The sequence below is a fragment of the Micromonospora sp. NPDC047670 genome, assembly GCF_043204915.1.
Classification (GTDB): Bacteria; Actinomycetota; Actinomycetes; order Mycobacteriales; family Micromonosporaceae; genus Micromonospora.
In genome coordinates, this window is record NZ_JBIDDA010000001.1 from 921,252 (window position 1) to 945,210 (window position 23,959).

Genomic DNA, 23,959 nt, shown 5'->3' on the forward strand with positions numbered 1-23,959 from the left:
TTGTTTGTCAATAGCCCCGAGGACAGCCGCGCCGGGGGCGGCGCGGCTGTCGGACGCGGGTCAGGGCAGCCAGTCGGGGCGCAGCGGGTAGCCGGACGCCCCCTCCGGGCCGTTGCGGGTGGCGAGCACCTGGTGCAGCTGGATGCCGTTGCGCTCGAAGGCCAGCCGGGAGCCGGCCATGTAGAGGCCCCACACCCGCGCGGTGCCCGGCCCCACCTCGGCGACGCAGGCGTCCCAGTGCTCCACGAGGTTGCGGCACCAGCCGGCCAGCGTCAGCGCGTAGTGCAGGCGCAGGTTCTCCTCGTGCTGCACCTCCAGCCCGACGTCGTGGATCTCGCTGATCACCCGCCCCGGACCGGCCAGCTCGCCGTCCGGGAAGACGTAGCGGTCGATGAACGCGCCCGAGCGGTGCGGCGCGTGGTTGTCGGCCCGCGTGATGCAGTGGTTGAGCAGCCGGCCGTCCGGCCGCAGCCGGTCCCGCAACGCCGAGAAGTAGGCCGGGTAGTTGCGCACCCCGATGTGCTCGGTCAGCCCGATCGACGAGATCGCGTCGAACTGCTCGCGCGGCGCGTCCCGGTAGTCGAGGTGGCGCACCTCGGCCAGGCCGGTCAGCCCCTCGCGCTCGATCGCCGCCCGGGCCCACTCGGCCTGCGCCCGGGACAGGGTCACCCCGAGCGCCTTCACGCCGTACTCGCGGGCCGCGTGCCGGACCATGCCGCCCCACCCGCAGCCCACGTCGAGCAGCCGCATCCCGGCCTTGAGCGCCAGCTTCTGCGCCACCAGGTCGTACTTCGCCGCCTGGGCCTGCTCCAGCGTGTCGTCCGGCGAGCGGAAGACCGCGCAGGTGTACGTCATCGAGGGGCCGAGCACCTTCTCGTAGAAGGCGTTCGAGACGTCGTAGTGGTGCGAGATCGCCGTGCTGTCCCGGGCCCGGGAGTGCCGCAGCCCGTTCACCAGCCGCTTCCAGCGCGGCAGTGCCTCCTGCGGCGGGGGCGGCGGCGGCATCAGCCGCTCCCAGCCCAGCGCGCGGACCAGGGCCAGCGCCTCGGCCAGCGGCGGCGTACGCAGCCGCAGCTCGTCCTTGAGCACCCGCAGCGCCTCGTACGGGTCGCCCGGGTGCACGCCCTGCAACGCCAGGTCGCCGCTGACGTACGCCCGGGCCATGCCCAGGTCGCCCGGGGCGGTGAGCAGGTAGGTCAGGCCCCGCTCGGAACGGATCGACAGGGTGATCCCGGCGTCGGCCGGGCCCACGGCGCTGCCGTCGTACCCGGTGACCCGCACCGGCAGGTCCCCGGTCGTCAACGCGCGGACGACGTCCGCCACGGTCGGACCCGGGCGCCGGCCCCCCGCCGGCGGGGTGGCGGGAGCGCTCGCCGCCCCCTGGTCGCGATCGGTCAGGCTCATGCTCGTGCTACCGCCTTCTCGTACAGTCCCGTGAGCCGGTGGTCCGGGTCGTAGCGGTCCTTCACCGCGCGCCACGTCACGCCGCCGTAGAGCCGGTCGAAGGATTCCCGGTCGTAGTACGCGTCCGAGTAGAGCGACTTGTGCCCGCCCGACTCCGACACCGTGCGCTCGATCATCCGGTTGACGTCGCCGTCGGCAGCCCCGTCGGCGATCGGCACGCTCCCCCAGAAGCCGATGTTCACATAGTCCTGCCCCGGCCGGAGCGGATACAGCGGCCAGGCCCGGGCCGATCCCGGGCCGGACGGCTCGCGCAGCCGCAGGGGGCAGAGCCAGACCGGGGTCATCCCCACGGTCCGGGCGAACCAGCGCAGAAACTCCGCCGTCCGGTCCAGCGGGATCTCCACGTCCTGCACCACCCGCTCGCGCGCCGGTTGGCCGCGCAGGCGGTCGATCCGGGCGGCCACGCCGTGCCGGTGCTCCAGCCGGACGAGCCGGTGGTAGACGTCGCTGCGCCGCCACCGCGCCGGCCAGATCCGCCGGACCACGGGGTGCTGCACGCCGAACGCCGCCGAGCACCAGAACCAGTCCGTGTCCCAGCGCCAGAGATAGTCGTACGTGGTGAGGGCGTCGTGCGTGCGCCGGCGCAGCGACCGGTAGTAGATGTCCTGACCGGTGTAGTCGCTGACCCTCGGGGCGTCGTCGGTGAAGGCGCCGAGCGTCAGGTACGCCTCGCCGGGGCTGAACATCACCCCGTCCATCGCGTCCACGGCCTCGCCCGCCCAGGAACGGGTCGCGGTGACCTCGGCGACCGCGTCGGTCAGGGCCTCCAGCCGGGTGAAGCGGACGTTGCGCAGGGCCACGAAGCGGCGTACCGGCTGGAGCTCGATGCGCAGCCGGGTGGCGTAGCCCAGGCTGCCGAGCGAGTTGGGGAAGGCCGCGAAGAGGTCGGCGTGCTCGCCCTCCGGCCGGGCGGTGACGATCTCGCCGGCCCCGGTGAGCACGTCCAGCTCCACCACCGACTCGTGCGGCAGCCCGTTGCGGAACGAGGTCGACTCGATGCCGAGCCCGGTGACCGCCCCGCCGAGGGTGATGGTGCGCAGCTGCGGCACCACCAGCGGCATCAGCCCGTGCGGGAGGGTGGCGTCGACCAGGTCCTCGTAGGTGCACATGCCCTGCACGTCGGCGGTGCGGGCGACCGGGTCCACATCGAGCACACCGGTGAGGCCGCTGACGTCCAGCCCCGGCGCCCGGGGGGCGTTCCTGGGGCGGAACAGGTTGGAGGTGCGTTTGGCGAGCCGCACCGGTTCGCCCGCGGGCACCGCCGCGTACGACCGGCGCAGCCGCGCCACCGCGCCGTCGTGGTCGACCGAGTGATGATCCACACGCACCGCGCACATGAGATCACTGTACGCCGCACCAGGTCGATGGCGTGGGATGTCCACGGTGGCCGTTTCGCATCCCGGAACACCGGCCGCGGACCGACGGCGGGCGGTGGCCGCGCGGCTCGCGGCGGCATAGCGTGGGAGCCATGCCGAAAGCTGTGTGGAACGACGTGGTCGTGGCCGAGAGCGACGACACCGTGCTGGTGGAGGGTAACCACTACTTCCCGCGTGCCGCCCTGCGCGACGACCTGGTCCGCGAGTCCGACACGCACACCGTCTGCCCGTGGAAGGGCACGGCCTCCTACTACACGCTCGCCCACGACGGGCGGACCAGCCCCGACGCGGTCTGGTACTACCCCGACCCGAAGCCGGAGGCGGAGATGGTCCGCGACCGGGTCGCGTTCTGGAAGGACGTCCGGGTCGTCGATTGAGCCGCCCGGCCGGCCCGGAGCCACCCGGCCGCGCACCGGCGGCCGGGAGCGGCGGGGGACGCCCGGCCGGCCTCAGCCCCGGTAGCTCCACGCCCGCCGGGGCCCGGCGACCACCGGGACCGGCGCCGGTCGCGCCTCGCGGCGGCGCAGCAGCAGCGACAGCAGGGCCGCCCCGATCGACAGCGCCCCGGCCGCGTACCAGGCCGGCGCGTAGTCGCCGAGCCGGTCCCGGACCAGCCCGGCCCCGGTGGCGGCGAGGGCCGCCCCGACCTGGTGCGCGGCGAAGACCCAGCCGAACACCACCGCGCCGGAGGCGCCGAAGTACTCCCGGCACAGCGCCACCGTGGGCGGCACCGTGGCGACCCAGTCCAGCCCGTAGAAGACGATGAAGACCAGCATGCTCGGCTCGGCCGTGGCCGCGAAGAGCCCCGGCAGCACCAGCAGCGAGCCGCCGCGCAGCGCGTAGTAGGCGCCCAGCAGCAACCGGCCGTCCACCCGGTCGGTCAGCCAGCCGGAGGCGACCGTGCCCACGATGTCGAAGAGCCCGACGAGCGCCAGCAGCCCGGCGGCCGTGGTCTGCGGCATCCCGTGGTCGTGCGCGGCCGGCACGAAGTGCGTGCCGACCAGCCCGTTGGTGGTCGCGCCGCAGATCGCGAAGCCGCCGGCCAACAGCCAGAACGGCCGCGTCCGGGCCGCCTGCGCCAGCGCGCCCAGCGCCCGCGCCGCCGCCCCGCCGGCCGGCGGCGTCGGGGGCACGACCTCGGTCGCGCCGTAGGCGGGCAGGCCGAGATCCGCCGGGTGCTCGCGCAGCAGCCACACCACCAGCGGTACGACCGCCAGCGCCGCCGCGGCGACCACGAGCGCCGCCGCCCGCCAGCCGTGCGCGGCGACGAGCATGGCGACCAGCGGGAGGAAGACGAGCTGGCCGGTCGCGCCCCCGGCGGTGAGCACGCCGGTGACCAGGCCCCGGCGGTGGACGAACCAGCGCCCGGTGACGGTGGCCACGAAGGCCAGCGCCATCGACCCGGTGCCGAGCCCGACCAGCACGCCCCAGCAGAGCACCAGTTGCCAGCTCGCGGTCATGAAGACGGTGAGCCCGCTGCCCGCGGCGACCAGCAGCAGCGCGCCGGAGACCACCCGCCGGATGCCGAACCGGTCCATCAGCGCGGCGGCGAACGGCGCGGTGAGCCCGTAGAGCAGCAGGTTGACCGAGACCGCGGCGGAGATGGTGGCCAGCGGCCAGCGGAACTCGGCGTGCAGCGGGTGCAGCAGCACCGAGGGGGTGGCGCGGAAGCCGGCCGCGCCGACCAGCGCGACGAAGGCGACGACGGCGACGGTCCAGGCCGGGTGCAGGCGACGAGGTCGGGTCACGGGTCGAGTCTGCGATCGGGCCGCGCCGGCGACGAGTGGCCGGAAAGCCATCATGCGCAATAATCGGGCCATGCCCACCCGCCCGCACCGGATCGCGGTGCTCGCCAGCGACAAGGTCGTCGGCCTCGACCTCGGCACCCCCGCCCAGGTCTTCGGCACCGCGCGCGACGCCGACCACGTGCCGCTGTACCGGGTGGACGCCTGCACCGCCGGCGCCCGTCCGGTGCGCAGCACCGCCGGCTACCAGGTGCTCCCCGACCACGGGCTGGAGCTGCTGGAGGCCGCCGACACGGTGGTCGTCCCCGGCATCCACGGCGGCCCGCCGATGCACGACGGAACCCTCGACCCGGCGGTCGCGGACGCGCTGCGCGGGGCGTACGACCGGGGCGCGCGGATCATGTCCATCTGCACCGGGGCGTTCGTACTGGCCGCCGCCGGCCTGCTCGACGGCCGCCGAGCCACCACCCACTGGGGGTACGCCGAGCGGTTCCGGCGGCTGCACCCGGCCGTGGACCTCGACCCGGACGTGCTCTTCATCGCGGGCGACCGGGTGCTCACCTCGGCCGGGGTGGCCGCCGGGATCGACCTCTGCCTGCACGTCATCCGCACCGACCACGGCAGCGAGGTGGCCAACCGGGCGGCCCGGCGGTGCGTCGTCCCGCCGTGGCGCGACGGCGGGCAGGCCCAGTACATCGAGCGCCCGGTGCCGAAGACGGCGGACGCGGGCACCGCCGGTGCGCGGGAGTGGGCCCGGCAGCGGTTGCACGAGCCGGTCAGCCTGCGCGACCTGGCCGAGCAGGCCCGGATGAGCGTACGCACCTTCACCCGGCGCTTCCGCGCGGAGACCGGGATGAGCCCGGCGCAGTGGCTGCTCCAGCAGCGCACCGACCACGCCCGGCTGCTGCTGGAGACGACGGACCTCACCGTCGACCAGGTCGCCCGCCGTTCCGGCTTCGGCACCGCCGCGGCGCTCCGCCAGCAACTGCACCAACGCATCGGCGTGCCCCCGTCGACCTACCGCCGCACCTTCCGCCACCCCTGACCCGGCCCCCCACCCCCGCCCACCCAGCGATCTTGCACTTTCGGCCCCGCGTTCGCCCTTTCGCGCGCTTCGCCGGGGCAGCAGGTGCAAGATCGCCGGGATGGGGACGGGTCAGTGGGCGCGGAGCATGCGGAGCTGGGCCAGGTGCTTCGGCAGGTGGACGCGGGTGTGCAGGTCGAGGGTGCGACCCCAGGGCAGGGTGTCGTCGACGACCAGATCGAAGCCCTCGCGCAGGTGGGTGTCGACCGGGGTCTCCGCCGCCGGGCCGAGCCGCTCGGCCAGCGCGCAGAGCTTCTGGCTGGTGGCCCGCAGCAGGGTGGCCAACCCGTCCAGCCCGCCATGCTCGGCGACCAGCGCGTCCACCTGCGGGCGGTGGATGGTCTCCAGGTCGTAGTACGCGAACGGCGAACCGGCGATGACCGCCTCGGTCGCCTCCGTCATCAGCTCGTCGTTGGCGGCGAGGTGGGCGACGATCTGCTCGGCGCTGAGCTGCCCGGCCGGCGGCGGCCCGAACCCGCCCGCGTCGACCTCGGCGAGCACCTCCTCGTACGCCCGCCGCAGCCTGTCGACCTCCATCCGCCCAGGCTAGCTGCGATCCGGCGCCCGGCGGGCCGGACCGGGCAGGTGCGCGGCGGTCAGGCCGGCAGCACGCCCCGGGTGACCATGCGGCTGATCCGGGCCATCAGCCTGCGGGGGCGGCGCGGCTGGAGGTGCGCGCCGGCGAAGGTCCCCGGCCCGGACACGACGTACCCCCGGTTGCGGGCCAACGCCCGCAGCGCCCCGGCCACCACCCGCTGCGGGGTCTCGAACCGTCCCCCGATCGCGGCCCGGCGGGTGCCGATCGCCTCGAAGAACCCGGTCTCGACGGGGCCCGGGCACAGCGCCAGCACGTGGAGGCCCCGGTCCCGGTACTCGCTCCACAGCGCGAGGCTGAAGTTGAGCACGAACGCCTTGGCCGCGCTGTAGACCGCGAAGTACGCCGCGGGCTGGAATCCGGCGGTCGAGCCGACGTTGATCACCCCGCCACGGCCCCGGGCCAGCATGGCGGGCACGAGCGCGTGCGTCAGGTCGGTCAGCGCCACCACGTTGACCATGAGCTGGTCGTGGTCGCGGTCAGCGGGGATCTCCTCGAACCGGCCGCAGGTGCCGAAGCCCGCGTTGTTGACCAGGAGGGTCACCTCGAGGCCACGGGCCCCTAGTTCGGCGACCACCCGGGCGGTGGCGTCGGGTGCCGCGAGGTCCTGCCCGATGACCTCGACGCGGACGCGGTGGGCCTGCCGGAGGGTCGCGGCCAGTTCGTCCATCCGGTCGACCGAGCGGGCGACCAGGGCCAGGTCCCGCCCTTCTGCCGCGAGCTGCCGGGCGAATTCGGCGCCGATCCCGGAGGAGGCGCCGGTGATGAGTGCAACGTCAGTCATGCATCGAACCGTAGCGCTTGAGAGCCGTAACTGCAACATCGTGTCTCGGATAACGGCGGAGCTGGGTCTTGATGTATTGTTTCCCTGTAATCAGCGGGAAGGAGACGGAATGGCCGAGGGCCAGCGGCGCCTGCGAGCGGACGCCGAACGCAGCATCCGGACCATCACGGAGGCCGCCGAGCGGCTGCTGGCGGCGAACCCGGCCGCCACCATCGAACAGATCGCCGAGGCGGCCGGGGTCGCCCGCACCACGGTGCACCGGCGCTTCGCCAGCCGCGACGCGCTGATCACCAGCATGACCCGGGACGCCTGGGCGCAGATCGGTGCGGCGGTGGCCGCCGCCCGGCCTGCCACCGCCCCACCCCTGGTCGCCCTCCACCAGGCCACCACCAACATCCTGGAGATCAAGTCAAGGTGGACGTTCGCCCTCGGCCAGCCCAGTGACGATCCGTCGACGGTGCGGACCCAACAGGAGGTCCACGCCGCCTGCGAACTGGTGCTACGCCGGGCGCAGGAAGCCGGGCTCCTCCGCCCGGACGTCGACCTGGACTGGACAGGGCGTGTCTACCTGGCGCTGATCGACGAGACAATCCACGGTGCCACGGCGTCGCCGGGCGACCCCGACGCCCAGGCCGCCCGCATCCTGGACACCCTCCTGCACGGGGCCGCCCCGAGGCCCTGACCCTCGCCGGCGGGCAAGCCCGCTGGTCCCAAGCGGGCGCGCCCGCGCGGCCCCGAGCGGGCGCGGCAGGCCCGGAACCGACCGGTGCGGACCATCCACCGGGGGATCAGCGGCGGCGGGGCTGGCGGGCGCGCAGGTAGTCGGAGACGACGTACTCGCCGAGGTCCTCCAGGTCGGGGGTGAACATCCGGCCCTTCGAACGGCGGGCCACGGCGTCGACGAAGCGGCGCAGGCCCGGGTCGTCGCCGAGCATGAAGAGGTTGAGCGTGGCGCCGTAGCGGGTCAGCCGGTCCACCTCGCGGACGGTCGCCTCGATCGTCTCCGGCAGCGGCGGCCAGTGGAACAGCGCCTCGCCGCCGTCCGGGTCCAGGTGGGCGGTCGGCTCCCCGTCGGTCACCACCAGCACCACCGGCTCGGCGTCCGGGTGCCGCCGCAGGTGCCGGGCGGCCAGCCGCAACGCGTGCTGAAGGTTCGTGCCCTGCTGCATGTCCGGCTCGACGGCGGCCAACTCCTGCTGGGTCAGCGGCAGCGCCTCCCGGCCGAAGCCGACGATCTGCAACGCGTCCTGCGGGAACCGGGTGGCCATCAGGTGCGCCAGCGCCAGCGCCGTCTGCTTCATCGGGCCCCACCGGCCCTGCGAGATCATCGAGTAGGAGAGGTCGACGCAGAGCGCCACCGCCGCCGACGCCCGCCGCTCGGTCTCCACCACCTCGAAGTCCTCGACGGCGAGCCGCACCGGCACGCCCGTCCCCGTACGGCGGACCGCCCGGGTCAGCGTCCGCACCACGTCCAGGGGCCGCTCGTCCCCGTACTCCCAGGGGCGCGAACCGCCGCTGACCTCGCCGGCGGCGCCCGCCGAGCGCAGGTCGTGCTGGCCGCGCGGCCCGGCGGTCAGGTCGGCGAAGACCCGTCGCAGCGCGGTGCCGCCGAGCCGGCGCAGCGCCTTCGGGCTCAGGGTCAACCCGTCGGCGTCCCGGCTGACCCACCCCTGCCGGCGCAGTTCCCGCTCCAGGTCCCGCAGCCGGCGTACGTCGTCGGCGGCCTCCCGGCCCAGCGTCCGGGCCACCGCCTCGACGTCGACGTCGTCCAGGGTGGCGCCCGGGTGTTCCTGGTCGAGCTGGTCGAGCAGCTCGTCGAGGTCAGCGATCTCGCCGAGCGCGCCCGCGGCCTCGCCGTAGCCGAGCGGACGCTCGCCGCGCACCCGCTCGCCGCCACCCCGGTGCAGGTCCGGCCGGAGCGCGCGGAGGTTGGCGTCCAGCGCGGCCAGTTCCCCGGCGAGCCGGTCGCCGAGCGACTGCCGCATCAGGCCGGCCAGTTCCTCCCGCTGCCGCTCGGACAGCGAGCGCATCAGCCGCTCCCCGGCGGCCGACCTGCGGGCCAGCACGTCGACCAGCTCGTCGACGTCGGCCGGCTGCTCCGGGAAGAACTCGCCGTGCCGGCGCATGAACTCGGCGAACGCGTCGGTGGTGTCCTCCGACCGGGCGTGCCGGGCCAGCAGGTCGTTCAGGTCGCGCATCATCTCGGCCAGCCGCCGCTGCGCGGCCGGGTCCGCCGACGCGCGCACCGCGTCGCGCAGCCCGGCGAAACGCTGGCCCAGCACGTCGTCGCGGAGACCGTCCAGGATCCGCTGGTACGTCCCGCGCGCCTCGTCGCTGGCCCACTCGTAGCCGGCCAGCTCCTCCACCGCCCGAGCCGTCGAGCGGGGCAGGTTGTCCAGCACCGCCTCGGCGAACCGGGCGGCGTCGTCGGCGCGCCCGCGCAGCTCGTCCCGCTCGGCGGCGAGCGCCTGGTCGAGCAGGGCCCGGGCGCGGGTGACCGCCCCGTCCAGGTCGCCCCGGCGCAGCGCCTCGCGGCGCAGCCGCCGGGCCCGGGCGGCCAGGTCGTCCAGGCCGCCGCGCCCCTGCGGGCCCCGGCGCAGCAGATCGCGCAGCGCCTCCCGGAGGCTGCCGCCGGCCAGCACCTCCGCGCCGACGGCGTCCACCGCGCCCCGCACGTCGTACGGGGGCGCGAGCGGGTCCGGGCCGCCCCGCCACTGCCCGTACCGGAACCGGTTGCCGGCCATGCTCAGGCCCGGCCGCCGTAGCGGGTCCGGCCGGAGTCGGTGACGTCCTTGCCGAGCCGGCGGGTCAGGTGCAGCCCCTCCAGCACGAACTCGACGCCGGCGGCGGCCTGCTCGGGGGTGGGCGCGTCACCCAGGCCGAGCCGGTCCAGCACCTTGGCCAGCCCGGGGACGGTGCCCACCTGGCGCAGCAGTTCCGCGGAGCTGACCAGCTCACCGGTCTCGATCACCGCGTCCTCGTCGACCAGGGCGGTGAACCCGGACAGGTCCAGCCCCGCCAGCCGGGCCCGGAACGTCTCGGCGGTCGCGGTCCGCAGCAGGTGACCGAGGACCTCGGCCTCCCGCCCCTCCTCGCCGCTCTCGAACTCGACCTTGCCCCGCAGGGTCGACGTCACAGACACCGCGTCGCCGACCCGGGCGACCGGCGCCTCCGGACGCATCCCCTCGGCCGGCTCCGCGGCGGCGAGCAGCCCGGCGCGGCGCAGCGCGGCGGCGGCGACCGTCTCGGCGGCGGCGATCGCGAACCGGGCGGAGACCCCGGAGCGCGGGTCCACCGACGGCGACTCGCGTACCGCGCGGGCGAACCGCGCGAGCACCTCCAACACGTGCTCCGGCACCTCGGCGACCAGGTCGGCCTCCTGCCGGATCAGGGCCAGCTCCAGGTCGAGGTCGACCGGGTAGTGGGTGCGCACCTCGGCGCCGAAGCGGTCCTTCAGCGGGGTGATGATCCGGCCCCGGTTGGTGTAGTCCTCCGGGTTGGCGCTGGCCACCAGGAACAGGTCCAGCGGCAGCCGCAGCTGGTAGCCGCGGACCTGGATGTCCCGCTCCTCCAGCACGTTGAGCAGCGCCACCTGGATCCGCTCGGCCAGGTCGGGCAGCTCGTTGACGGCGAAGACGCCCCGGTTGGTGCGCGGCACCAGACCGAAGTGGATGGTCTCCGGGTCGCCCAGCGTGCGCCCCTGCGCGATCCGGATCGGGTCGACGTCGCCGATCAGGTCGCCGACGCTGGTGTCCGGGGTGGCCAGCTTCTCGCCGTAGCGCATCGAGCGGTGCAGCCACGCGACCGGCAGGTCGTCGCCGGCCTCGGCGACCAGCGCCCGCGAGGCGGGGGTGAGCGGGTGCAGCGGGTGCTCGTTGAGCACCGAGCCGGCGATCACCGGGGTCCACTCGTCGAGCAGCCCGACCAGCGAGCGGATGAGCCGGGTCTTGCCCTGGCCCCGCTCGCCGAGCAGCACCATGTCGTGCCCGGCGAGCAGCGCCCGCTCGACCTCGGGCAGCACCGTGTCGTCGTAGCCGACGATGCCGGGGAAGCGGTCCGCGCCGGAGCGCATCCGGGCCAGGAGGTTGTCGCGGAGTTCCTGCTTGACCGTGCGGTACGCGTGGCCGGCCGCCCGCAGCGCGCCGAGCGTGCCGGGCAGGTCGGCCGGTGGGACCGGGGTAACCGGGGAAGGCGCAGTCACCCGACCCACGCTAGCTCACGTCGGCGGGGACGCCCGGTCCGTCGACCGGGCGTCCCCGCCGTCGGGACGGCTCAGTCGCGGCCGCAGCGCCGGCACGCGCCCCGGCGGCGCAGGTGGTACGCGTACGTGGCGGCGCCGAGCGCGACACCCCAGAACGGCCAGAGCAGCATCGGCGCGGTGGCCAGGCTGGCCCCGCCGAAGTCCCAGAAGTCCGGGGTAGCGAGCAGGCCGAGGGTCGCCGCGGTGACCGCCACCGCGACCAGGGTGGCCGGGACCACGGCCAGCCTCACCGGCACCGGCCGCCCGGCCAGGCCGACCATCCAACGCGGGAACCGCTCGCCCCAGCGCTGCACCAGCCCCAGCGTGAGGATCGCCCCCACCAGCGCGAACCCGCCCAGCCCGGCGCCCGCCCACACCAGCCCGGAGTCCCGCATCTCGTCGAGGAACGACTGCTCGATGCCGAGCGGGATGCCGACCGCCCAGGCGAGGCGGGTGACCGCGTACAGGGCGGGGATGATGGCCGCGACCCAGGCCACCCAGCGACCCCAGCGGGCGGCCGAGGCGGGCGAGGTCCAGCCCTGGTCGGTGCCGTCGCGTCCACACGCCGGGCAGGCGCCGGCGGTGCGCCGCCGCCAGTTGAGCACGGCCCCGGCCAGCAGCACCCCGCCGACGACGGCGGCGAACCGGGCGAACAGCGCCCAGGTGAAGACCTCCGCGTAGTCCACCGGGGGCCAGCCGAACGGCGCGCCGATGATCAGGATCGGGGCGTACCCGAGGATGGTCAGCACCCCGACGTCCGGCACCACGACGGCCAGCAGGACCGCGACCGTCCAGGCGTACGCCGGCAGCAGCGCCCGCAGCGCCCGGCCCGGACGCCGCGTCGAGCCGGTCATGGCGAGCGCGGCGACCGCGGCGCCGAGCAGCAGCGCGGCGAACAGCGGCGGCCCGACGGTGGTCGGGACCAGCCGCAGCAGGTTGATCTCTCCGCCGGTGTCGTTCGCCCCGAACGGGTAGCCGGCGCCGGTGACGGTGCAGAGGAGGGCGAGCACGCCCCACAGGCCGAGCCAGGCGGCGGCGAGCGGGGCGAGCCGGTCCGACCGGCGCGCCGTCGGGCGGCGGGTGGGCGGGAGGGTCGTCGTCATGCCTCAAGCCTCGGCCGGCGGGCCCCGCGCTCCCTCCCGTGCGGCGGTGAACCGGCTCCCCCTCGGGAGGGAACGGCCTCAGCCGGACGGGGTGACGAAGCCCGACTCGTACGCGGCGATCACCGCCTGGGTGCGGTCGCGTACGCCGAGCTTGGCCAGCACGTTGCCGACGTGGGTCTTCACCGTCTCCACGCCGACCACCAGGTGCGCGGCGATCTCCGGGTTGGACAGGCCGGTGGTCATCAGCCGGAGCACCTCGGCCTCCCGTTCGGTGAGCCGGGCGGCCTCCAGCCGGTCGGCACCCCGCCCCCCGTACGCCCCGGCGAGGCGGCGGATGGCGGCCGGGAACAGCAGGGACTCGCCCCGCGCGACCACCCGGACCGCCTCCACCACCTCGGCCGGCCGGGCCCGCTTGAGCAGGAACCCGCTGGCCCCGGCGCGGAGCGCGTCGTAGACGTACTCGTCGTTCTCGAACGTGGTCACCACCAGCACCCGGGGCGGGTCGGCGGAGGTGGCGAGCAGCCGCCGGGTGGCCTGGATGCCGTCGATGCCGGGCATCCGCACGTCCATCAGCACCACCCGGGGGCGCAGCCGGGCGACCAGCGGCGGCACCTCCGCGCCGTCGGTGGCCTCGCCGAGCACCCGCAGGTCGGGCTGGGCGTCGAGGATCGCCCGCAGGCCCACCCGGATCAGTTCGTCGTCGTCGACGATCAGCACGCCGGTCGGTGTCATGGGGTCCCCTCGAACGGCAGCCGTACCCGGATCCGCCAGCGGTCGCCGTCCGCCCCGACGGTGAGCCGGCCGCCGAGCAGCAGCACCCGCTCCCGCATCCCGTCCAGGCCCCGGCCGCCCCGGCCGGGGTCGGCGCGACGAGGGCGGCTGAGCGCGTTGTCCAACTCCAACTCCAGCGCGTCGGCGTGCGCGTCCAGGCGCAGCGTGACCGGCCCCCGACCATAGCGGGCGGCGTTGGTCAGTCCCTCCTGGACGATCCGGTAACCCTCGCGGGAGACCGCCGCCGGCAGGTCGGCGAGGTCGCCGGCGCACCGGGCGTCGACCGGCAGGCCGGCCGCGCGGGTGTCGGCCACCAGCCGGTCCAGGTCGGCCAGCGTACGCTGCGGCGCCACCCCTCCGCCCCCGGGCTCGCGCAGCAGCCCGAGCACGTGGTCCAGGTCGTCCATGGCGGCGCGCCCGGCCTCCTCGATCGCGGTCAGCGCGCGCCGGGCGAACTCGGGGTCCCGGTCGAGCAGCTCGCGGGCCGCGCCCGCCTGGAGGGTCGCCACGGTGAGCGCGTGCCCCACCGAGTCGTGCAGCTCGCGGGCCAGCCGGTTGCGTTCGGCCAGCCGGGCGGCCCGGGCCTCCAGGGCCGCGATCCGCTCCGCCTGCGCCGGGCCGAGCAGCACCGGGGCCATCGACACGGCCAGCGCGCCCAGCCCGGCGACGGCGTAGCCGAGCGCCACCAGCACGACGATCGCGCTGAGCGTCAGCCAGCCGGTGTCCCGCCCGTCGAAGGGCCCGAACCGGTCCCCGCTGGTCATCCCGGTGTCGAGGCCGAACTGCTGCCCGATGAAGGCCAGCGCCATCGGCACCGCGCTGAACAGCGCGGCCACCACCAGCCCGCCGCTGAGCAGGTGCAGCCCGATCCACAGCGCGGAACGCAGCCGGGTCTCCCGGTCGGCGGCGTGCCCGGGAGCCGGGTCCGGCAGGTCGACGCCGAGCAGGGCCCGCGCGGCCGCGATCTCCAGCGCCCGGGGGCCGTCGAGGAAGATCGGGACCGCCGCGATCGTCGCCGCGACGACGAGCAGCCCCAGCACCAGCGGCCGGGGGACGTCCGGCTGGGTCAGCATCTGCGCGAACGCCAACGCCAGCAGCACGTACGGCAGCACGAGCACCCCGCCGAGCAGCAGGAACACGCCGCGCCGCCACGTGCTGCCGGCCACCAGCGGGGCGAGGAGCTTGGGGTGCTTCACCCGCCCATTCTGCCGCCGGCCCGCCCCGGCCCGACTCCCCCGCGTCGGGGAGATCGGCGGCCCGGCCCGCCGGGGGGCGGTGCGCGGCGGAGCCGGTCCGGCCCGGACGCTCTCCTGCCGCCCTGTCGAGCTGAGTCGTTCGCGACATCAGCCCGACAGGGCCCGTGGGCGAGCAGGCCGAGGCCGGCGCGCGGCCGGCGGCCGACAGCGACCGGCGGACGGCAGGGACCGGCGGACGGCCGGCAGGGACCGGCGGACGGCGAGGCGGCAGGCAGAGGCCGGCGGGCGGTGGCAGACCGGCGCCGGCCGGGCGTCAGCGGTGCTCGTCGACGTAGCGCTGCGGGTCCTTGTCGGTGAAGGGCAGGTCGCGGCCGTTCTTGTGCTCGCCGTAGAAGGTCAGCCAGCGCCGGCCCAGCTCGGCCCGCAGCTCGACGCTCGCGTGCCGGCGGAAGTCCGGCAGCGCCTCGTCCTCCTCCTCGGCGAGGTGCTCGCTGTTCTCCCGGCGGGCCTGCCACACCGCCGCCCACCATTCCTCGGAGCCCACCGGGTGCAGCTTGGACTCGGCGACCGCGTCACGGATCTTGTTGTGGTCGCCGACCGCGTCGACGGTCTCGGCCACGCCGTCGTCGCCGTGGCGTACGAGGTGCGGGTAGAGGATCGCCTCCTCCGCCTCGGCGTGGATGTCGAGGTGCAGCGCGAGCGCGTCCCAGATCGCCAGCAGCTCGTGTTCGTCGCGGGCGTCGTCGAGGCGGGCGAAGCCTCGCCGAAAGGCGGCGTGGTCGTCGAGGATCAGCGCGGTGATGTCGTCCATCGGGCTCACCTTCCGGTTCTGGCCCGGAGCAGGCGGGGCATCGCCGCCAGCCCCGTGATCGGGCGGAACTCCTTCGCCGCGCGGGCCAGCGCGGCGTACTCGTCGTCGGCCAGGTCGATCTCGGCGGCGGCCGCGTTGCGCTCCACCTGCTCGACGCCGGAGGCGCCGGGGATGGCCACCACACAGGGGTGGCGCAGCAGGTAGGCCAGGGCGATCTGGCTGGGGGTGGCGTCGTGCGCGTCGGCCACCTGCCGCAGGGTGTCGATCAGCGTCGCGCCGCGTTCCAGGTTCTCCGGCAGGAAGTACGGGTTGGCCCGGCGCACCGCCCCGCTCGGCGGGTTCCTCGCGTCGTACCGGCCGGACAGGAAGCCCTGGGCCAGCGGGCTGTACGCGATGACGACCCGGCCGGCCTGCCGCGCGTACGGCAGCAGGTCGTGCTCGGGCCCGCGGTCGACCATGCTGTACCGGACCTGGTTGCTCAGCACCCGCCGGCCGAGCGCGGCCTCGGCGACCTGCCAGCGGCGCAGGCCGTAGTTGCTGACCCCGACCTCGCCGACGAGCCCGACGTCCTGCAACGCGCGCATGCCGCGCATGGTGGTGTGGTCGGCGACCAGCGGGTGCGGCTGGTGCACCTGGTAGAGATCGAGGTGGCTGACGCCGAGCCGGGCGGCGGAGGCGACCGCCCGCTGCTGCACGACCGGGGCGACCGGCAGGACCGGGAAGATCTTGGTGGCGAGCACGACCTTGTGCCGGTCGTCGCCGAGCGCCTCCCCGAGGATCCGCTCGCTGCGGCCGAAGCCGTACAGCTCGGCGGTGTCGAAGAGGGTGATGCCGAGTTCGACGGCCCGTCGGACGATGTCCACCGCCCGGCGCTCGTACTCGGGGCCGTAGCCCCACTCCCGGGACCCGAACTGCCAGGTGCCGAGGCCGATCTTGGACAGGGGCTTCGGGGTGTCGAGCGTGACGAAACGCATGGTCCCGAAACTACCCCGGTGTCCGTTGCGCCAGGCCCGTTCGCGGTGGCCGGCACCGGCCGGAACCGGCGGGGATAGGGTCTCGGTCGTGACCTACCTCGCCGCGGATGAGCGCTACGACAAGATGACCTACCGGCGCAGCGGGCGCAGCGGGCTGCGGCTGCCCGCGATCTCGCTCGGGCTGTGGCACAACTTCGGCCCGGACCGGCCGTACGAGCGGCAGCGCGACATCGTCCGCCGCGCCTTCGACCTCGGCGTGACCCACTTCGACCTGGCCAACAACTACGGGCCGCCGCCGGGCGCCGCCGAGGAGAACTTCGGCCGGATGCTCGCCACCGACCTGAAGGCGTACCGGGACGAGCTGGTCGTCTCCAGCAAGGCCGGCTACCTGATGTGGCCGGGCCCGTACGGCGAATGGGGCTCCCGCAAGTACCTGGTCTCCTCGCTGGACCAGTCGCTGCGGCGCCTCGGGCTGGACTACGTCGACGTCTTCTACTCGCACCGCTTCGACCCGGACACGCCGCTGGAGGAGACGATGGGCGCGCTCGACGCCATCGTCCGCTCCGGCAAGGCGCTCTACGTCGGGGTCTCCAACTACGACTCGGAGCAGACCGAGCGGGCCGCCGCCATCCTGCGTGACCTGGGCACGCCGTTGCTGATCAACCAGCCGTCGTACTCGATGCTCAACCGCTGGACCGAGGACGACGGCCTGCTGGACACACTGGAGCGGGTCGGCGCGGGCTGCATCGCCTACAGTCCGCTCGCCCAGGGCCTGCTGACCGACCGCTACCTGGGCGGCATCCCCGAGGATTCCCGGGTACGCACCAGCGTCTTCCTCAACGAGAGCGACCTCGGCGAGGAGAAGATGGCCACCATCCGGGCGCTCGGCGCGATCGCCCAACGGCGCGGCCAGTCGCTGGCGCAGCTCGCGCTCGCCTGGGCGCTGCGCGACCCGCGGATGACCAGCCTGATCATCGGGGCGAGCAGCGTGCCCCAACTGGAGGCGAACATCGCCGCGCTGGACAACCTCGACTTCACCGCCGAGGAACTGGCCGAGATCGAGCGGCACCTCGGCTGACACGCGTCGCTTCCGGGCGGAATCCGAAGCGCCGCCGGACGCGATCCGGGCGGACCGGTGAAATCGGATCACCGGCCCGCCCGTCTCCGTTTCCGCGCCCCGTCGGTCAGAAACAGGTCACGATTCCACCGACGGCCGGGTTGGCCCGCTGGTGGTACCAGACCGTGCCCGACGAGTCCGCCATGAGGGCGCCCCAGAGCACGCAGTTCGGGCCCGCGTACGTCTTCGCCGGGCCGGCGAAGTAGAACTTCAGCCCCTCGTCCGCGACCTCCGGCGCGTGGTCCGTGTCGACGTAGGCCAGGGCCCGGGTCGCCACCCCGACGTACGCCGACTTGAGCGTGACCACGCAGGCGTACCCGGTCATGTGGTTGCGCAGCAGGTGAACGCTGCCCAGCAGCTCGCCGGTGTCCCTGCGGATCGGATCCTGGTCGACCCGCGTGTACCCGAAGCCGCACACCGCCTCCGGCGTGTACGGGTTGGCCGCCGCCTGCGCCGGGGCGCCCGCCACCCCGACCACTGCCACCGCCGCCGTCAGCGCGACCGCGGTTCTCCGCATGATCCGGAACATCCGTTCTCCCCCCTCACCGAACGACCTGCCTGCCGGAACAGATTGGCGATTCGAGCGCGGGGCGGTGTATGGCGCGGGTCGACACCACGACACCGCCGACGTGTGCCCGACGACTATCCCGGCCATTTCCACCAGGGGTGGCATCGAGATATGCATTGCCGACCTTCGACTATGACGAGCAGCACACAGTTCCGCTGCCGGAAAGGGGCGCTTCACAGTCGCGGGTGTAGGGCGTGGCGCGGGCATTGGCGGTTCACGCTGGATCTGGCAGGTCGATGAGCGCGAGCTTGGCTGGGTCGATCACAGCGGTGATCTCGGTGATGCGGCCGTCGGCGACGGTGAAGGCGAGCACGGACAGCGGGGTACCGTTCTCGTTCCAGGAGATGACGCCGGGGCGGCCGTTGACGGTGGCCGCGTGTCCTCGTGCTGCGCTGCCGGCCACTCGGGCGCGGGTGGCGACTTCGGTGGCTCCGAGCGTGACGAACTGACCGTCCGGGGTGTGGACGGTGAATCTCACTTCGGGGTGAAGAACTTCCAACAGACGCTCGAACCGGCCTTCGCGGGCCGCGGCCAAGAACGCCGCGACCACCTCGCGGTGCCGCCGTCGGTCGCTTGCCGACTGCCGGGCGGCCTGCACCTTCCGGCGGGCGCGGCTGGTGAGCATCTTGGTCGCGTCGGCGGTCCTGCCGAGGATAGTGCCGATCTCTCCGTGGGAGACGGCGAACACGTCGTGCAGCACGAACGCCAGGCGCTCGTCGGGGCGCAGCGAGTCCAGGACCGTCAACAGCGCCAGGCCCACCGAGTCGCCCAGCGCCACAAGCTCTTCCGCAGCCGGGGCATCGTCGAGCGTCACGGTGAGGTCGGGCAACTGGTCGTCCAGTGGGACTGTGGGGCGCGTGCGGCCCGAGCGTAGGAGATCGAGGCTGATGCGGCCGACCACGGTGGTCAGCCAGCCGCCGAGATTGTCGATGGTGTCGGTGCCCTGGCGGGCCAGACGCAGCCACGCCTCCTGGACCGCGTCGTCCGCGTCGGCGTGCGAGCCGAGCATGCGGTAGGCGACGGCGGTGAGCCGGTCGCGGTGCGCCTCGAACGCTGCGGCGATCGCGTCGGCTGGATGAGTGCCGGACATGCTGTTACCTCCCTGGAAGCTGCTGCGTCATAGGGGTGACGGGCACCAGCCCCGCAAGGTAACCGCGGCCAAGGAGAGCACCCTGCCATGCAGAACCGACTGAAGAACAAGAACACCAACAACCCCGACGTGTGGAAGGCGGTCGGACACCTGCAGAAGGCGATCGCCGCTGGGGGCGTCGACCCGAAGCTGCTCGCGCTGGTCCATCTGCGCGCCAGCCAGATCAACAGCTGCTCGGCGTGCGTCTACGCCAGTGTCGCCGGGGGGAAGAAGGCCGGTGACACCGACGAGCGCTGCACAACGTAGCGGCGTGGCGTGAGGCGCCTTTCTACACCGATGCGGAGCGCGCGGCACTGGCGCTGACCGAGGCCGCCACCCGGCTGCAGGACGGCGCGGAGGGAGTCACCGACGAGATCTGGGAAGGGGTCAACGCCCACTTCACCGAGGAGCAGATCGGCGCGATCAACCTGGAGATCGCACTGACCAACTTCTTCAACCGGATCAACCGCACCATCAAGGAACCGGCCGGCCAGACCTGGGGATGAGCCTCGGCGACAGGGCCCGTCGAAGGATCCCGGCGATCCCTCGACGGGCCTGCTGCGGGGGCGCCGCACTTCTCAGGAGTGCGTTCGCGGGCTGCGGTGGGTGCTGGCAGCCATCGTGGTCCAGCACCCTGACCGTCAACGGCCGGCTCGCGCACCTCCGCGGATCTGCCCTCGGGTTCGCAACCTGACCAACTACATCGCCGGATCCCTGCTCAAGACCAGCGGCTTCAGACCGGCCCGACATCCTCGATCGTGAAGAGCCCGGAGAGGTGCGCTGCGGTTGCCGGCGGTGCGACGGGCGTCGGGGCGCCACGTGCGGGTTGTGTCCGTCCGCTGTCGTCCGCGACCGACCGGACGCGGACTCCCTCGCCCTGACCGCCGGGCGGGGCCGCTCAGAAAGATGCCGACAGGGCGCTATCATCGCCCCGTGGCGATTGATTGCACTCCCGGGCTCGCGCCCGCCGTGGCCTTGTTCCGCTCGCTCGGTGACCCGACGCGGCTGGCCATCCTGAGCCGGCTCGCGGCCGGGGAGGCGCGGGTGGTCGACCTGACCGGCGAGTTGGGGCTGGCGCAGTCGACGGTGTCGAAGCACCTGGCGTGCCTGCGGGACTGCGCCCTGGTCGACTACCGGGCCGAGGGCCGCCAGTCGTTCTACACGCTGACCCGGCCGGAACTGCTGGACCTGCTCCGCTCGGCGGAGCAGGTCCTCGCCGCCACGGGCGAGGCGGTCGCGCTCTGCCCGGTCTACGGAACGCCGGCCGCGTCCCCGGCCGGGGTGGGCGCGTGAGCGCGCCGCTGCTGGCTCCGGAGCGGCGGGCGGTGTTGTCGCGGCGCAGCCTGTGGCTGGCATACGCGACGGCCGGCTACAACCTCCTGGAGGGCCTGGTCGCCATCGCCGCCGGCGCCGCCGCCTCCTCCACGGCGCTGATCGGCTTCGGCCTGGACTCGTTCGTCGAGGTGTCCAGCGCCGCCGTGGTGATCTGGCAGTTCCGCTCCCGGGTGCCCGAGGAACGGGAGCGGCTAGCGCTGCGGCTGATCGGCCTGTCGTTCTTCGCCCTGGCCGCCTGGGTGACGTTCGACGCCGCCCGCTCGCTGCTCGGCGGGGGCGACGCCGACGCCAGCCCGGTGGGCATCGGCCTCGCCGTCGCGTCGCTGATCGTGATGCCGCTGCTCGTACGGGCCAAGCGGCGCACCGGCCGGGAGCTCGGCTCGGCCACCGTCATGGCCGACTCGACGCAGACCATGCTGTGCACGTACCTCTCCGCGGTGCTGCTCGTCGGCCTGGTCCTCAACGCCGCCTGGGGCTGGTCGTGGGCCGACCCGATCGCCGCGCTCGTCATCGCCGGGGTCGCGGTCAAGGAAGGCGTCGAGGCCTGGCGCGGTGAGCACTGCGACGACTGTGCGCCCCGACCCGTCGCGGCCGACCAGGGCCCGGCCTGCGCCGACGGCTGCTGCTCGGAAGGAAAGGCGTAACCCGTGGCCTGGCTCGCACTCGCGCTCTACCTGCTGGGCCTGCTGATCGCCTTCGGCTGGCGCACCCTGGCCCAGTGGCGCAGCACCGGCGACACCGGCCTGCGCCTCGACGCCGGCCCGGCCGGCACCCTGCGTTGGTGGGCCAAGCTGCTGTTCGTCGCCGCCCTCGCGCTCGGCCTCGGCGGACCGGTCGCCGCGCTCGCCGGCCTGTCGTCACCGGCCGGGCTCGACCACCGCGCCCCGCACGTCGTCGGCCTGGCCCTCACCGTCGCCGGCATCGCCGCCACGCTCGCCGCCCAGCTGGCCATGGGGGCCTCCTGGCGCATCGGGGTCGACCCGACCGAACGCACCGGCCTGGTGACCAGCGGCCCGTTCGCGCTCGCCCGCAACCCCATCTTCACCGCCATGGCCACCACCAGCCTGGGCCTGACCCTCATGGTGCCCAACATCGTCTCGGTCACCGCCTGGCTGGTCCTGGTCGCCGCGCTGCAACTGCAGGTCCGCGCCGTCGAGGAGCCATACCTGATCACCACCCACGGCGACGCCTACCGGCACTACGCGGCCGGCGTCGGACGCTTCCTCCCCGGGCTCGGCCGGCTACGTCGGACATGACCGGGCGACCGGACGTCGCGGCGGATCCGCCGCTCAGAACGCGAGTTTCTCGGCACCCGCCGGCAGGTTCTCCGACGACCCGACATGGACCTGCTGGGCGGTGGCCGCCCCCGCCGCGAACGGTACCGTCCGCTTCACCTTTCCGGTCAGGTCGACCACGTTGAGGAACGGCTGCCCGGCGGATGCACGATCGCCATGGGTCCTGACGATCAGATGCTCGCTGTCGTACCAACCCAGCACTACGGCGGTCGGCACGGAGAACTCCTGCCGGACGGCACCGGTAGCCGCGTCCACGATCCGGATCTTGCCACTGGCGGGCTCGTGCAGAGCGACCCGACTGCCGTCGGCGGAGAACGCGCCGTTCACGCCCGCGGTTCCACCCGTGACGGGGACGGTGCGGGTCGATCTTCCGGCGAGGTCGTAGAAGCCGATGGCGGTCGCCTGCGCCGGCTCGCTCTCGCTCCGGTTGACGGAGTGGGTGAGCGCCACCCCCTTTCCGTCCGGCGTCCAGACGAAGGTCGCCCCACCGGCGTTCCGCGTCCTGACGTCGGGCACCTCGACCTCGCGAGCGGTCAGGGTCGCCACGTCCACGATCAGGAAGCCGGCGCCCGGACCGGCCTTCGGCTGGTTGGTGATCAGGAGCTGCCGGCCGTCGGGCGACCACGTCGCGCCGGAGGTGTATCCGGCATCACCGGGCAGCCACCGAACCTTCCCGCTCTTTCGATCCAGCAGGCCCCTCCTCGACGGATGCGCCCTGCTGTTGTCCCCCTGGTGCACCAGCACCTGGCCGCCGTCCGGAGACGGCACGGCCTGGTTGTACGGGATCTTCTCGTAGCTGCCGGTCGCGGGGTCGAGCAGCAGCGAGTAGTCGTCCGCCGGGCCCAGGTCCGCCGCACCGTTGACGCCACCGTAGGCCGTCACGACGAAGGGCTTGGTGACCGGCAACTGGCCGGCGACGTCGGGTGCCGGGGCGCGATCCGTCCCGGCCGCGCCACCGAGAGCCAACGGTACGGCGACGAACACCGCCGTCACCGCGGCGACTCCGGCAACGGCGAACCGCGCCACCCGCTGCCGGTTGGCCCTGCGGATCGCACCCTGGGCCAGGTGGGGTGGCGGAGCGGCGTCGGCGAGTTCGTCGAGCGCGTCGCGAACAGCGGTTTCCAGCCGGGTACTCACTGGTGAACCTCCTGACGGTGGTCTAGTTCCGGGCAGAGCGCGCGGAGTCGGTCGAGGGCTCGGGCGGCCTGGCTGCGTACCGTCGACGGCCGGCAGCGCAGGATTTCGGCGATCTTCTCGTCGGGCAGGTCGTCCAGGTACCGCATGACGAGCACTGCCCGCTGCTTCGGCGCCAGCCTCTTCATGGATTCCCGCAACGCCAGGCTGAGGTCGACCTGCTCGGTCGGGTCGGCGCCGGGCGGGTCGGGCAGCCGCCCGGTGGTCACCTCGCGACCCCGCATCGGCCGACGCCACCAGCTCACCTGCTGGCGGTACAGGGCCCTGCGCAGATACGCCTCGGGGTGCCCGTGACGGACGTCCCCCCAGTGGCGGTACGCCTTGGCCAGCACCGTCTGCAACAGGTCCTCGGCCTGCTGTCGGTGACCGGTCAGGGCCAACGCGATACGAAACAGCGCATGCGACCGTGCTTCCACGAAGGCGGTGAAGTCCTGCCGGCTCTCAGGATCCATGAGATCTCCCGCGGTTCATGCCCATAAGAACGCGGAACCAGCGCAGTCTGCTGCATCCGTCTCCTCGGTACAGTCGCGGTCGTGGAGAGCAACGGCGCGACCGCCGACACGCACCGCGGCATCGACTGGCCCGCGCACGGCGGCAACCCCTTCGACAGCGCGCTGCCCTGGCCCGGCCTGCTGTACTGGGCGCACGAGCAGCCGTCGCGGGTGTTCCCGGCCGATCGCGTACCGTCCGCCGACGAGCTCCACCGCGCGATACCGATGGGTTACACCACCCTGAGCCTGATGGCCCGGATCGCGCTCTGTCACGGCGGGCAGCAGCGGCGGCTGTGGCCTGAGGAGAATCGGCCGACTCCACGCGGGCCGCTACAGCCGTACCAGTTGCTCCTGCCGGCCACGGACACGAGACGCCACCTGAGGCTCGGCGCGAGCTGGCCGGTCCGGTTCGCGCTGCGCGACGCCGAGGAACTCTCGGCCCGCACCGGCGGAGCCGTCCTGGTCTGCCAGGTGCTCGAGTTCCACAACTGGCACTGACGACGCCTGACGTGCCGAGCACCCCTCGACGACCGGGCGGGCCGAGGGCAACGGGAACGAAAGACGCCCTGGTGGGGATCGTGTCCCGCACCAGGGCGTTTCGCAAGGGTGGAGCCGAGGGGACTCGAACCCCTGACCCCCACACTGCCAGTGTGGTGCGCTACCAGCTGCGCCACGGCCCCTTGCCTC

At 73.9% G+C, this 23,959-nt stretch carries 25 protein-coding genes and 1 tRNA gene; 9 read left to right on the top strand and 17 right to left on the bottom strand.

Features of this window, described 5'->3' with window-relative positions; genetic code table 11:
* Positions 1 to 60 precede the first annotated feature (60 nt).
* Together ACGF7U_RS04435 and ACGF7U_RS04440 are read right to left on the bottom strand one after the other, a co-directional pair.
* Positions 61 to 1,404, bottom strand: a complete 1,344-nt coding sequence (locus ACGF7U_RS04435) for a class I SAM-dependent methyltransferase (protein WP_393102784.1) — start codon at positions 1,402 to 1,404, stop codon at positions 61 to 63.
* Positions 1,401 to 2,801, bottom strand: coding sequence for an FAD-binding oxidoreductase (locus ACGF7U_RS04440; protein WP_393102786.1), 1,401 nt, complete (start codon positions 2,799 to 2,801; stop codon positions 1,401 to 1,403). The genes ACGF7U_RS04435 and ACGF7U_RS04440 overlap by 4 nt, the downstream gene beginning before the upstream one ends.
* A 131-nt stretch (positions 2,802 to 2,932) precedes the next feature.
* Between ACGF7U_RS04440 and ACGF7U_RS04445 the strand changes: the two genes are divergently transcribed.
* Positions 2,933 to 3,217 (top strand): DUF427 domain-containing protein, encoded by a 285-nt coding sequence (locus tag ACGF7U_RS04445; RefSeq protein WP_393102788.1) that lies wholly within the window; start codon positions 2,933 to 2,935, stop codon positions 3,215 to 3,217.
* 72 nt (positions 3,218 to 3,289) lie between these two features.
* On the opposite strand, the gene ACGF7U_RS04450 is transcribed toward ACGF7U_RS04445, so the two are convergent.
* A complete protein-coding gene (locus ACGF7U_RS04450; RefSeq protein WP_393102790.1) occupies positions 3,290 to 4,588 on the bottom strand; it encodes an MFS transporter in 1,299 nt (432 codons plus the stop codon).
* Positions 4,589 to 4,658: 70 nt separating this feature from the next.
* On the opposite strand from ACGF7U_RS04450, the gene ACGF7U_RS04455 reads away from it, so the two are divergent.
* Positions 4,659 to 5,630 carry a GlxA family transcriptional regulator gene (locus tag ACGF7U_RS04455; RefSeq protein WP_393102792.1) on the top strand — a complete coding sequence of 324 codons (972 nt, stop codon included), beginning with the start codon at positions 4,659 to 4,661 and terminating at the stop codon, positions 5,628 to 5,630.
* Between the two features lie 111 nt (positions 5,631 to 5,741).
* On the opposite strand, the gene ACGF7U_RS04460 is transcribed toward ACGF7U_RS04455, so the two are convergent.
* Together ACGF7U_RS04460 and ACGF7U_RS04465 are read right to left on the bottom strand one after the other, a co-directional pair.
* A complete protein-coding gene (locus ACGF7U_RS04460) occupies positions 5,742 to 6,206 on the bottom strand; it encodes a hypothetical protein (protein ID WP_393102794.1) in 465 nt (154 codons plus the stop codon).
* A gap of 59 nt (positions 6,207 to 6,265) precedes the next feature.
* Entirely contained in the window at positions 6,266 to 7,048 is a 783-nt protein-coding gene (locus ACGF7U_RS04465; protein WP_393102796.1) for an SDR family NAD(P)-dependent oxidoreductase, read from the bottom strand.
* Positions 7,049 to 7,157: 109 nt separating this feature from the next.
* On the opposite strand from ACGF7U_RS04465, the gene ACGF7U_RS04470 reads away from it, so the two are divergent.
* A complete protein-coding gene (locus ACGF7U_RS04470; protein WP_393102798.1) occupies positions 7,158 to 7,730 on the top strand; it encodes a TetR/AcrR family transcriptional regulator in 573 nt (190 codons plus the stop codon).
* Between the two features lie 106 nt (positions 7,731 to 7,836).
* Here the strand turns inward: ACGF7U_RS04470 and ACGF7U_RS04475 are convergent, their stop codons facing one another.
* The 7 genes from ACGF7U_RS04475 to ACGF7U_RS04505 form a co-directional block, all read right to left on the bottom strand.
* Positions 7,837 to 9,792, bottom strand: coding sequence for a VWA domain-containing protein (locus ACGF7U_RS04475; protein WP_393102800.1), 1,956 nt, complete (start codon positions 9,790 to 9,792; stop codon positions 7,837 to 7,839).
* 2 nt (positions 9,793 to 9,794) lie between these two features.
* Positions 9,795 to 11,258 (bottom strand): magnesium chelatase, encoded by a 1,464-nt coding sequence (locus tag ACGF7U_RS04480; protein WP_393102802.1) that lies wholly within the window; start codon positions 11,256 to 11,258, stop codon positions 9,795 to 9,797.
* A gap of 62 nt (positions 11,259 to 11,320) precedes the next feature.
* Positions 11,321 to 12,391 (bottom strand): hypothetical protein, encoded by a 1,071-nt coding sequence (locus ACGF7U_RS04485; RefSeq protein ID WP_393102804.1) that lies wholly within the window; start codon positions 12,389 to 12,391, stop codon positions 11,321 to 11,323.
* 78 nt (positions 12,392 to 12,469) lie between these two features.
* Entirely contained in the window at positions 12,470 to 13,123 is a 654-nt protein-coding gene (locus tag ACGF7U_RS04490; RefSeq protein ID WP_393102806.1) for a response regulator transcription factor, read from the bottom strand.
* A complete protein-coding gene (locus tag ACGF7U_RS04495) occupies positions 13,120 to 14,358 on the bottom strand; it encodes a sensor histidine kinase (RefSeq protein ID WP_393102808.1) in 1,239 nt (412 codons plus the stop codon). Before ACGF7U_RS04495 ends, ACGF7U_RS04490 begins: the two co-directional genes overlap by 4 nt.
* A gap of 313 nt (positions 14,359 to 14,671) precedes the next feature.
* A complete protein-coding gene (locus tag ACGF7U_RS04500) occupies positions 14,672 to 15,169 on the bottom strand; it encodes a hemerythrin domain-containing protein (protein ID WP_393102810.1) in 498 nt (165 codons plus the stop codon).
* Between the two features lie 5 nt (positions 15,170 to 15,174).
* On the bottom strand, positions 15,175 to 16,143 hold the full coding sequence (locus ACGF7U_RS04505; RefSeq protein WP_393102812.1) for an aldo/keto reductase: 969 nt from the start codon (positions 16,141 to 16,143) through the stop codon (positions 15,175 to 15,177).
* A gap of 88 nt (positions 16,144 to 16,231) precedes the next feature.
* Between ACGF7U_RS04505 and mgrA the strand changes: the two genes are divergently transcribed.
* Positions 16,232 to 17,221 (top strand): L-glyceraldehyde 3-phosphate reductase, encoded by a 990-nt coding sequence (mgrA, locus tag ACGF7U_RS04510; RefSeq protein ID WP_393102814.1) that lies wholly within the window; start codon positions 16,232 to 16,234, stop codon positions 17,219 to 17,221.
* 106 nt (positions 17,222 to 17,327) lie between these two features.
* Here mgrA and ACGF7U_RS04515 read toward each other — a convergent pair whose 3' ends face one another.
* Together ACGF7U_RS04515 and ACGF7U_RS04520 are read right to left on the bottom strand one after the other, a co-directional pair.
* Positions 17,328 to 17,777, bottom strand: coding sequence for a hypothetical protein (locus ACGF7U_RS04515; protein ID WP_393102816.1), 450 nt, complete (start codon positions 17,775 to 17,777; stop codon positions 17,328 to 17,330).
* Between the two features lie 265 nt (positions 17,778 to 18,042).
* Positions 18,043 to 18,918: a sigma-70 family RNA polymerase sigma factor gene (locus tag ACGF7U_RS04520; RefSeq protein ID WP_393102818.1), complete on the bottom strand. Its 876-nt coding sequence runs from the start codon at positions 18,916 to 18,918 to the stop codon at positions 18,043 to 18,045.
* Positions 18,919 to 19,005: 87 nt separating this feature from the next.
* Between ACGF7U_RS04520 and ACGF7U_RS04525 the strand changes: the two genes are divergently transcribed.
* The 4 genes from ACGF7U_RS04525 (at position 19,006) to ACGF7U_RS04540 (ending at position 21,548) form a co-directional block, all read left to right on the top strand.
* Positions 19,006 to 19,224, top strand: a complete 219-nt coding sequence (locus tag ACGF7U_RS04525; RefSeq protein WP_393102820.1) for a carboxymuconolactone decarboxylase family protein — start codon at positions 19,006 to 19,008, stop codon at positions 19,222 to 19,224.
* A 666-nt stretch (positions 19,225 to 19,890) separates the two neighbouring features.
* Entirely contained in the window at positions 19,891 to 20,250 is a 360-nt protein-coding gene (locus ACGF7U_RS04530; protein WP_393102822.1) for an ArsR/SmtB family transcription factor, read from the top strand.
* Positions 20,247 to 20,936, top strand: coding sequence for a cation diffusion facilitator family transporter (locus ACGF7U_RS04535; RefSeq protein WP_393102824.1), 690 nt, complete (start codon positions 20,247 to 20,249; stop codon positions 20,934 to 20,936). Before ACGF7U_RS04530 ends, ACGF7U_RS04535 begins: the two co-directional genes overlap by 4 nt.
* Before the next feature lie 3 nt (positions 20,937 to 20,939).
* On the top strand, positions 20,940 to 21,548 hold the full coding sequence (locus ACGF7U_RS04540) for a methyltransferase family protein (protein WP_393102826.1): 609 nt from the start codon (positions 20,940 to 20,942) through the stop codon (positions 21,546 to 21,548).
* Positions 21,549 to 21,581: 33 nt separating this feature from the next.
* Here ACGF7U_RS04540 and ACGF7U_RS04545 read toward each other — a convergent pair whose 3' ends face one another.
* Together ACGF7U_RS04545 and ACGF7U_RS04550 are read right to left on the bottom strand one after the other, a co-directional pair.
* Positions 21,582 to 22,724, bottom strand: a complete 1,143-nt coding sequence (locus tag ACGF7U_RS04545; RefSeq protein WP_393102828.1) for a TolB family protein — start codon at positions 22,722 to 22,724, stop codon at positions 21,582 to 21,584.
* Positions 22,721 to 23,233: a SigE family RNA polymerase sigma factor gene (locus ACGF7U_RS04550; protein ID WP_393102830.1), complete on the bottom strand. Its 513-nt coding sequence runs from the start codon at positions 23,231 to 23,233 to the stop codon at positions 22,721 to 22,723. The genes ACGF7U_RS04545 and ACGF7U_RS04550 overlap by 4 nt, the downstream gene beginning before the upstream one ends.
* A gap of 81 nt (positions 23,234 to 23,314) precedes the next feature.
* Between ACGF7U_RS04550 and ACGF7U_RS04555 the strand changes: the two genes are divergently transcribed.
* Positions 23,315 to 23,770 carry a hypothetical protein gene (locus ACGF7U_RS04555; RefSeq protein ID WP_393102832.1) on the top strand — a complete coding sequence of 152 codons (456 nt, stop codon included), beginning with the start codon at positions 23,315 to 23,317 and terminating at the stop codon, positions 23,768 to 23,770.
* A gap of 109 nt (positions 23,771 to 23,879) precedes the next feature.
* Here the strand turns inward: ACGF7U_RS04555 and ACGF7U_RS04560 are convergent.
* Positions 23,880 to 23,952 (bottom strand) — tRNA-Ala (locus tag ACGF7U_RS04560).
* Positions 23,953 to 23,959 lie beyond the last annotated feature (7 nt).

Excerpts from the sequence above, each read along its gene's own strand:
- ACGF7U_RS04435 (WP_393102784.1), bottom strand. The coding sequence starts at position 1,404 with ATGAGCCTGACCGATCGCGACCAGGGGGCGGCGAGCGCTCCCGCCACC.
- ACGF7U_RS04440 (WP_393102786.1), bottom strand. The coding sequence starts at position 2,801 with ATGTGCGCGGTGCGTGTGGATCATCACTCGGTCGACCACGACGGCGCG.
- ACGF7U_RS04445 (WP_393102788.1), top strand. The coding sequence starts at position 2,933 with ATGCCGAAAGCTGTGTGGAACGACGTGGTCGTGGCCGAGAGCGACGAC.
- ACGF7U_RS04455 (WP_393102792.1), top strand. The coding sequence starts at position 4,659 with ATGCCCACCCGCCCGCACCGGATCGCGGTGCTCGCCAGCGACAAGGTC.
- ACGF7U_RS04460 (WP_393102794.1), bottom strand. The coding sequence starts at position 6,206 with ATGGAGGTCGACAGGCTGCGGCGGGCGTACGAGGAGGTGCTCGCCGAG.
- ACGF7U_RS04465 (WP_393102796.1), bottom strand. The coding sequence starts at position 7,048 with ATGACTGACGTTGCACTCATCACCGGCGCCTCCTCCGGGATCGGCGCC.
- ACGF7U_RS04470 (WP_393102798.1), top strand. The coding sequence starts at position 7,158 with ATGGCCGAGGGCCAGCGGCGCCTGCGAGCGGACGCCGAACGCAGCATC.
- ACGF7U_RS04475 (WP_393102800.1), bottom strand. The coding sequence starts at position 9,792 with ATGGCCGGCAACCGGTTCCGGTACGGGCAGTGGCGGGGCGGCCCGGAC.
- ACGF7U_RS04485 (WP_393102804.1), bottom strand. The coding sequence starts at position 12,391 with ATGACGACGACCCTCCCGCCCACCCGCCGCCCGACGGCGCGCCGGTCG.
- ACGF7U_RS04490 (WP_393102806.1), bottom strand. The coding sequence starts at position 13,123 with ATGACACCGACCGGCGTGCTGATCGTCGACGACGACGAACTGATCCGG.
- ACGF7U_RS04500 (WP_393102810.1), bottom strand. The coding sequence starts at position 15,169 with ATGGACGACATCACCGCGCTGATCCTCGACGACCACGCCGCCTTTCGG.
- ACGF7U_RS04505 (WP_393102812.1), bottom strand. The coding sequence starts at position 16,143 with ATGCGTTTCGTCACGCTCGACACCCCGAAGCCCCTGTCCAAGATCGGC.
- ACGF7U_RS04515 (WP_393102816.1), bottom strand. The coding sequence starts at position 17,777 with ATGCGGAGAACCGCGGTCGCGCTGACGGCGGCGGTGGCAGTGGTCGGG.
- ACGF7U_RS04520 (WP_393102818.1), bottom strand. The coding sequence starts at position 18,918 with ATGTCCGGCACTCATCCAGCCGACGCGATCGCCGCAGCGTTCGAGGCG.
- ACGF7U_RS04525 (WP_393102820.1), top strand. The coding sequence starts at position 19,006 with ATGCAGAACCGACTGAAGAACAAGAACACCAACAACCCCGACGTGTGG.
- ACGF7U_RS04550 (WP_393102830.1), bottom strand. The coding sequence starts at position 23,233 with ATGGATCCTGAGAGCCGGCAGGACTTCACCGCCTTCGTGGAAGCACGG.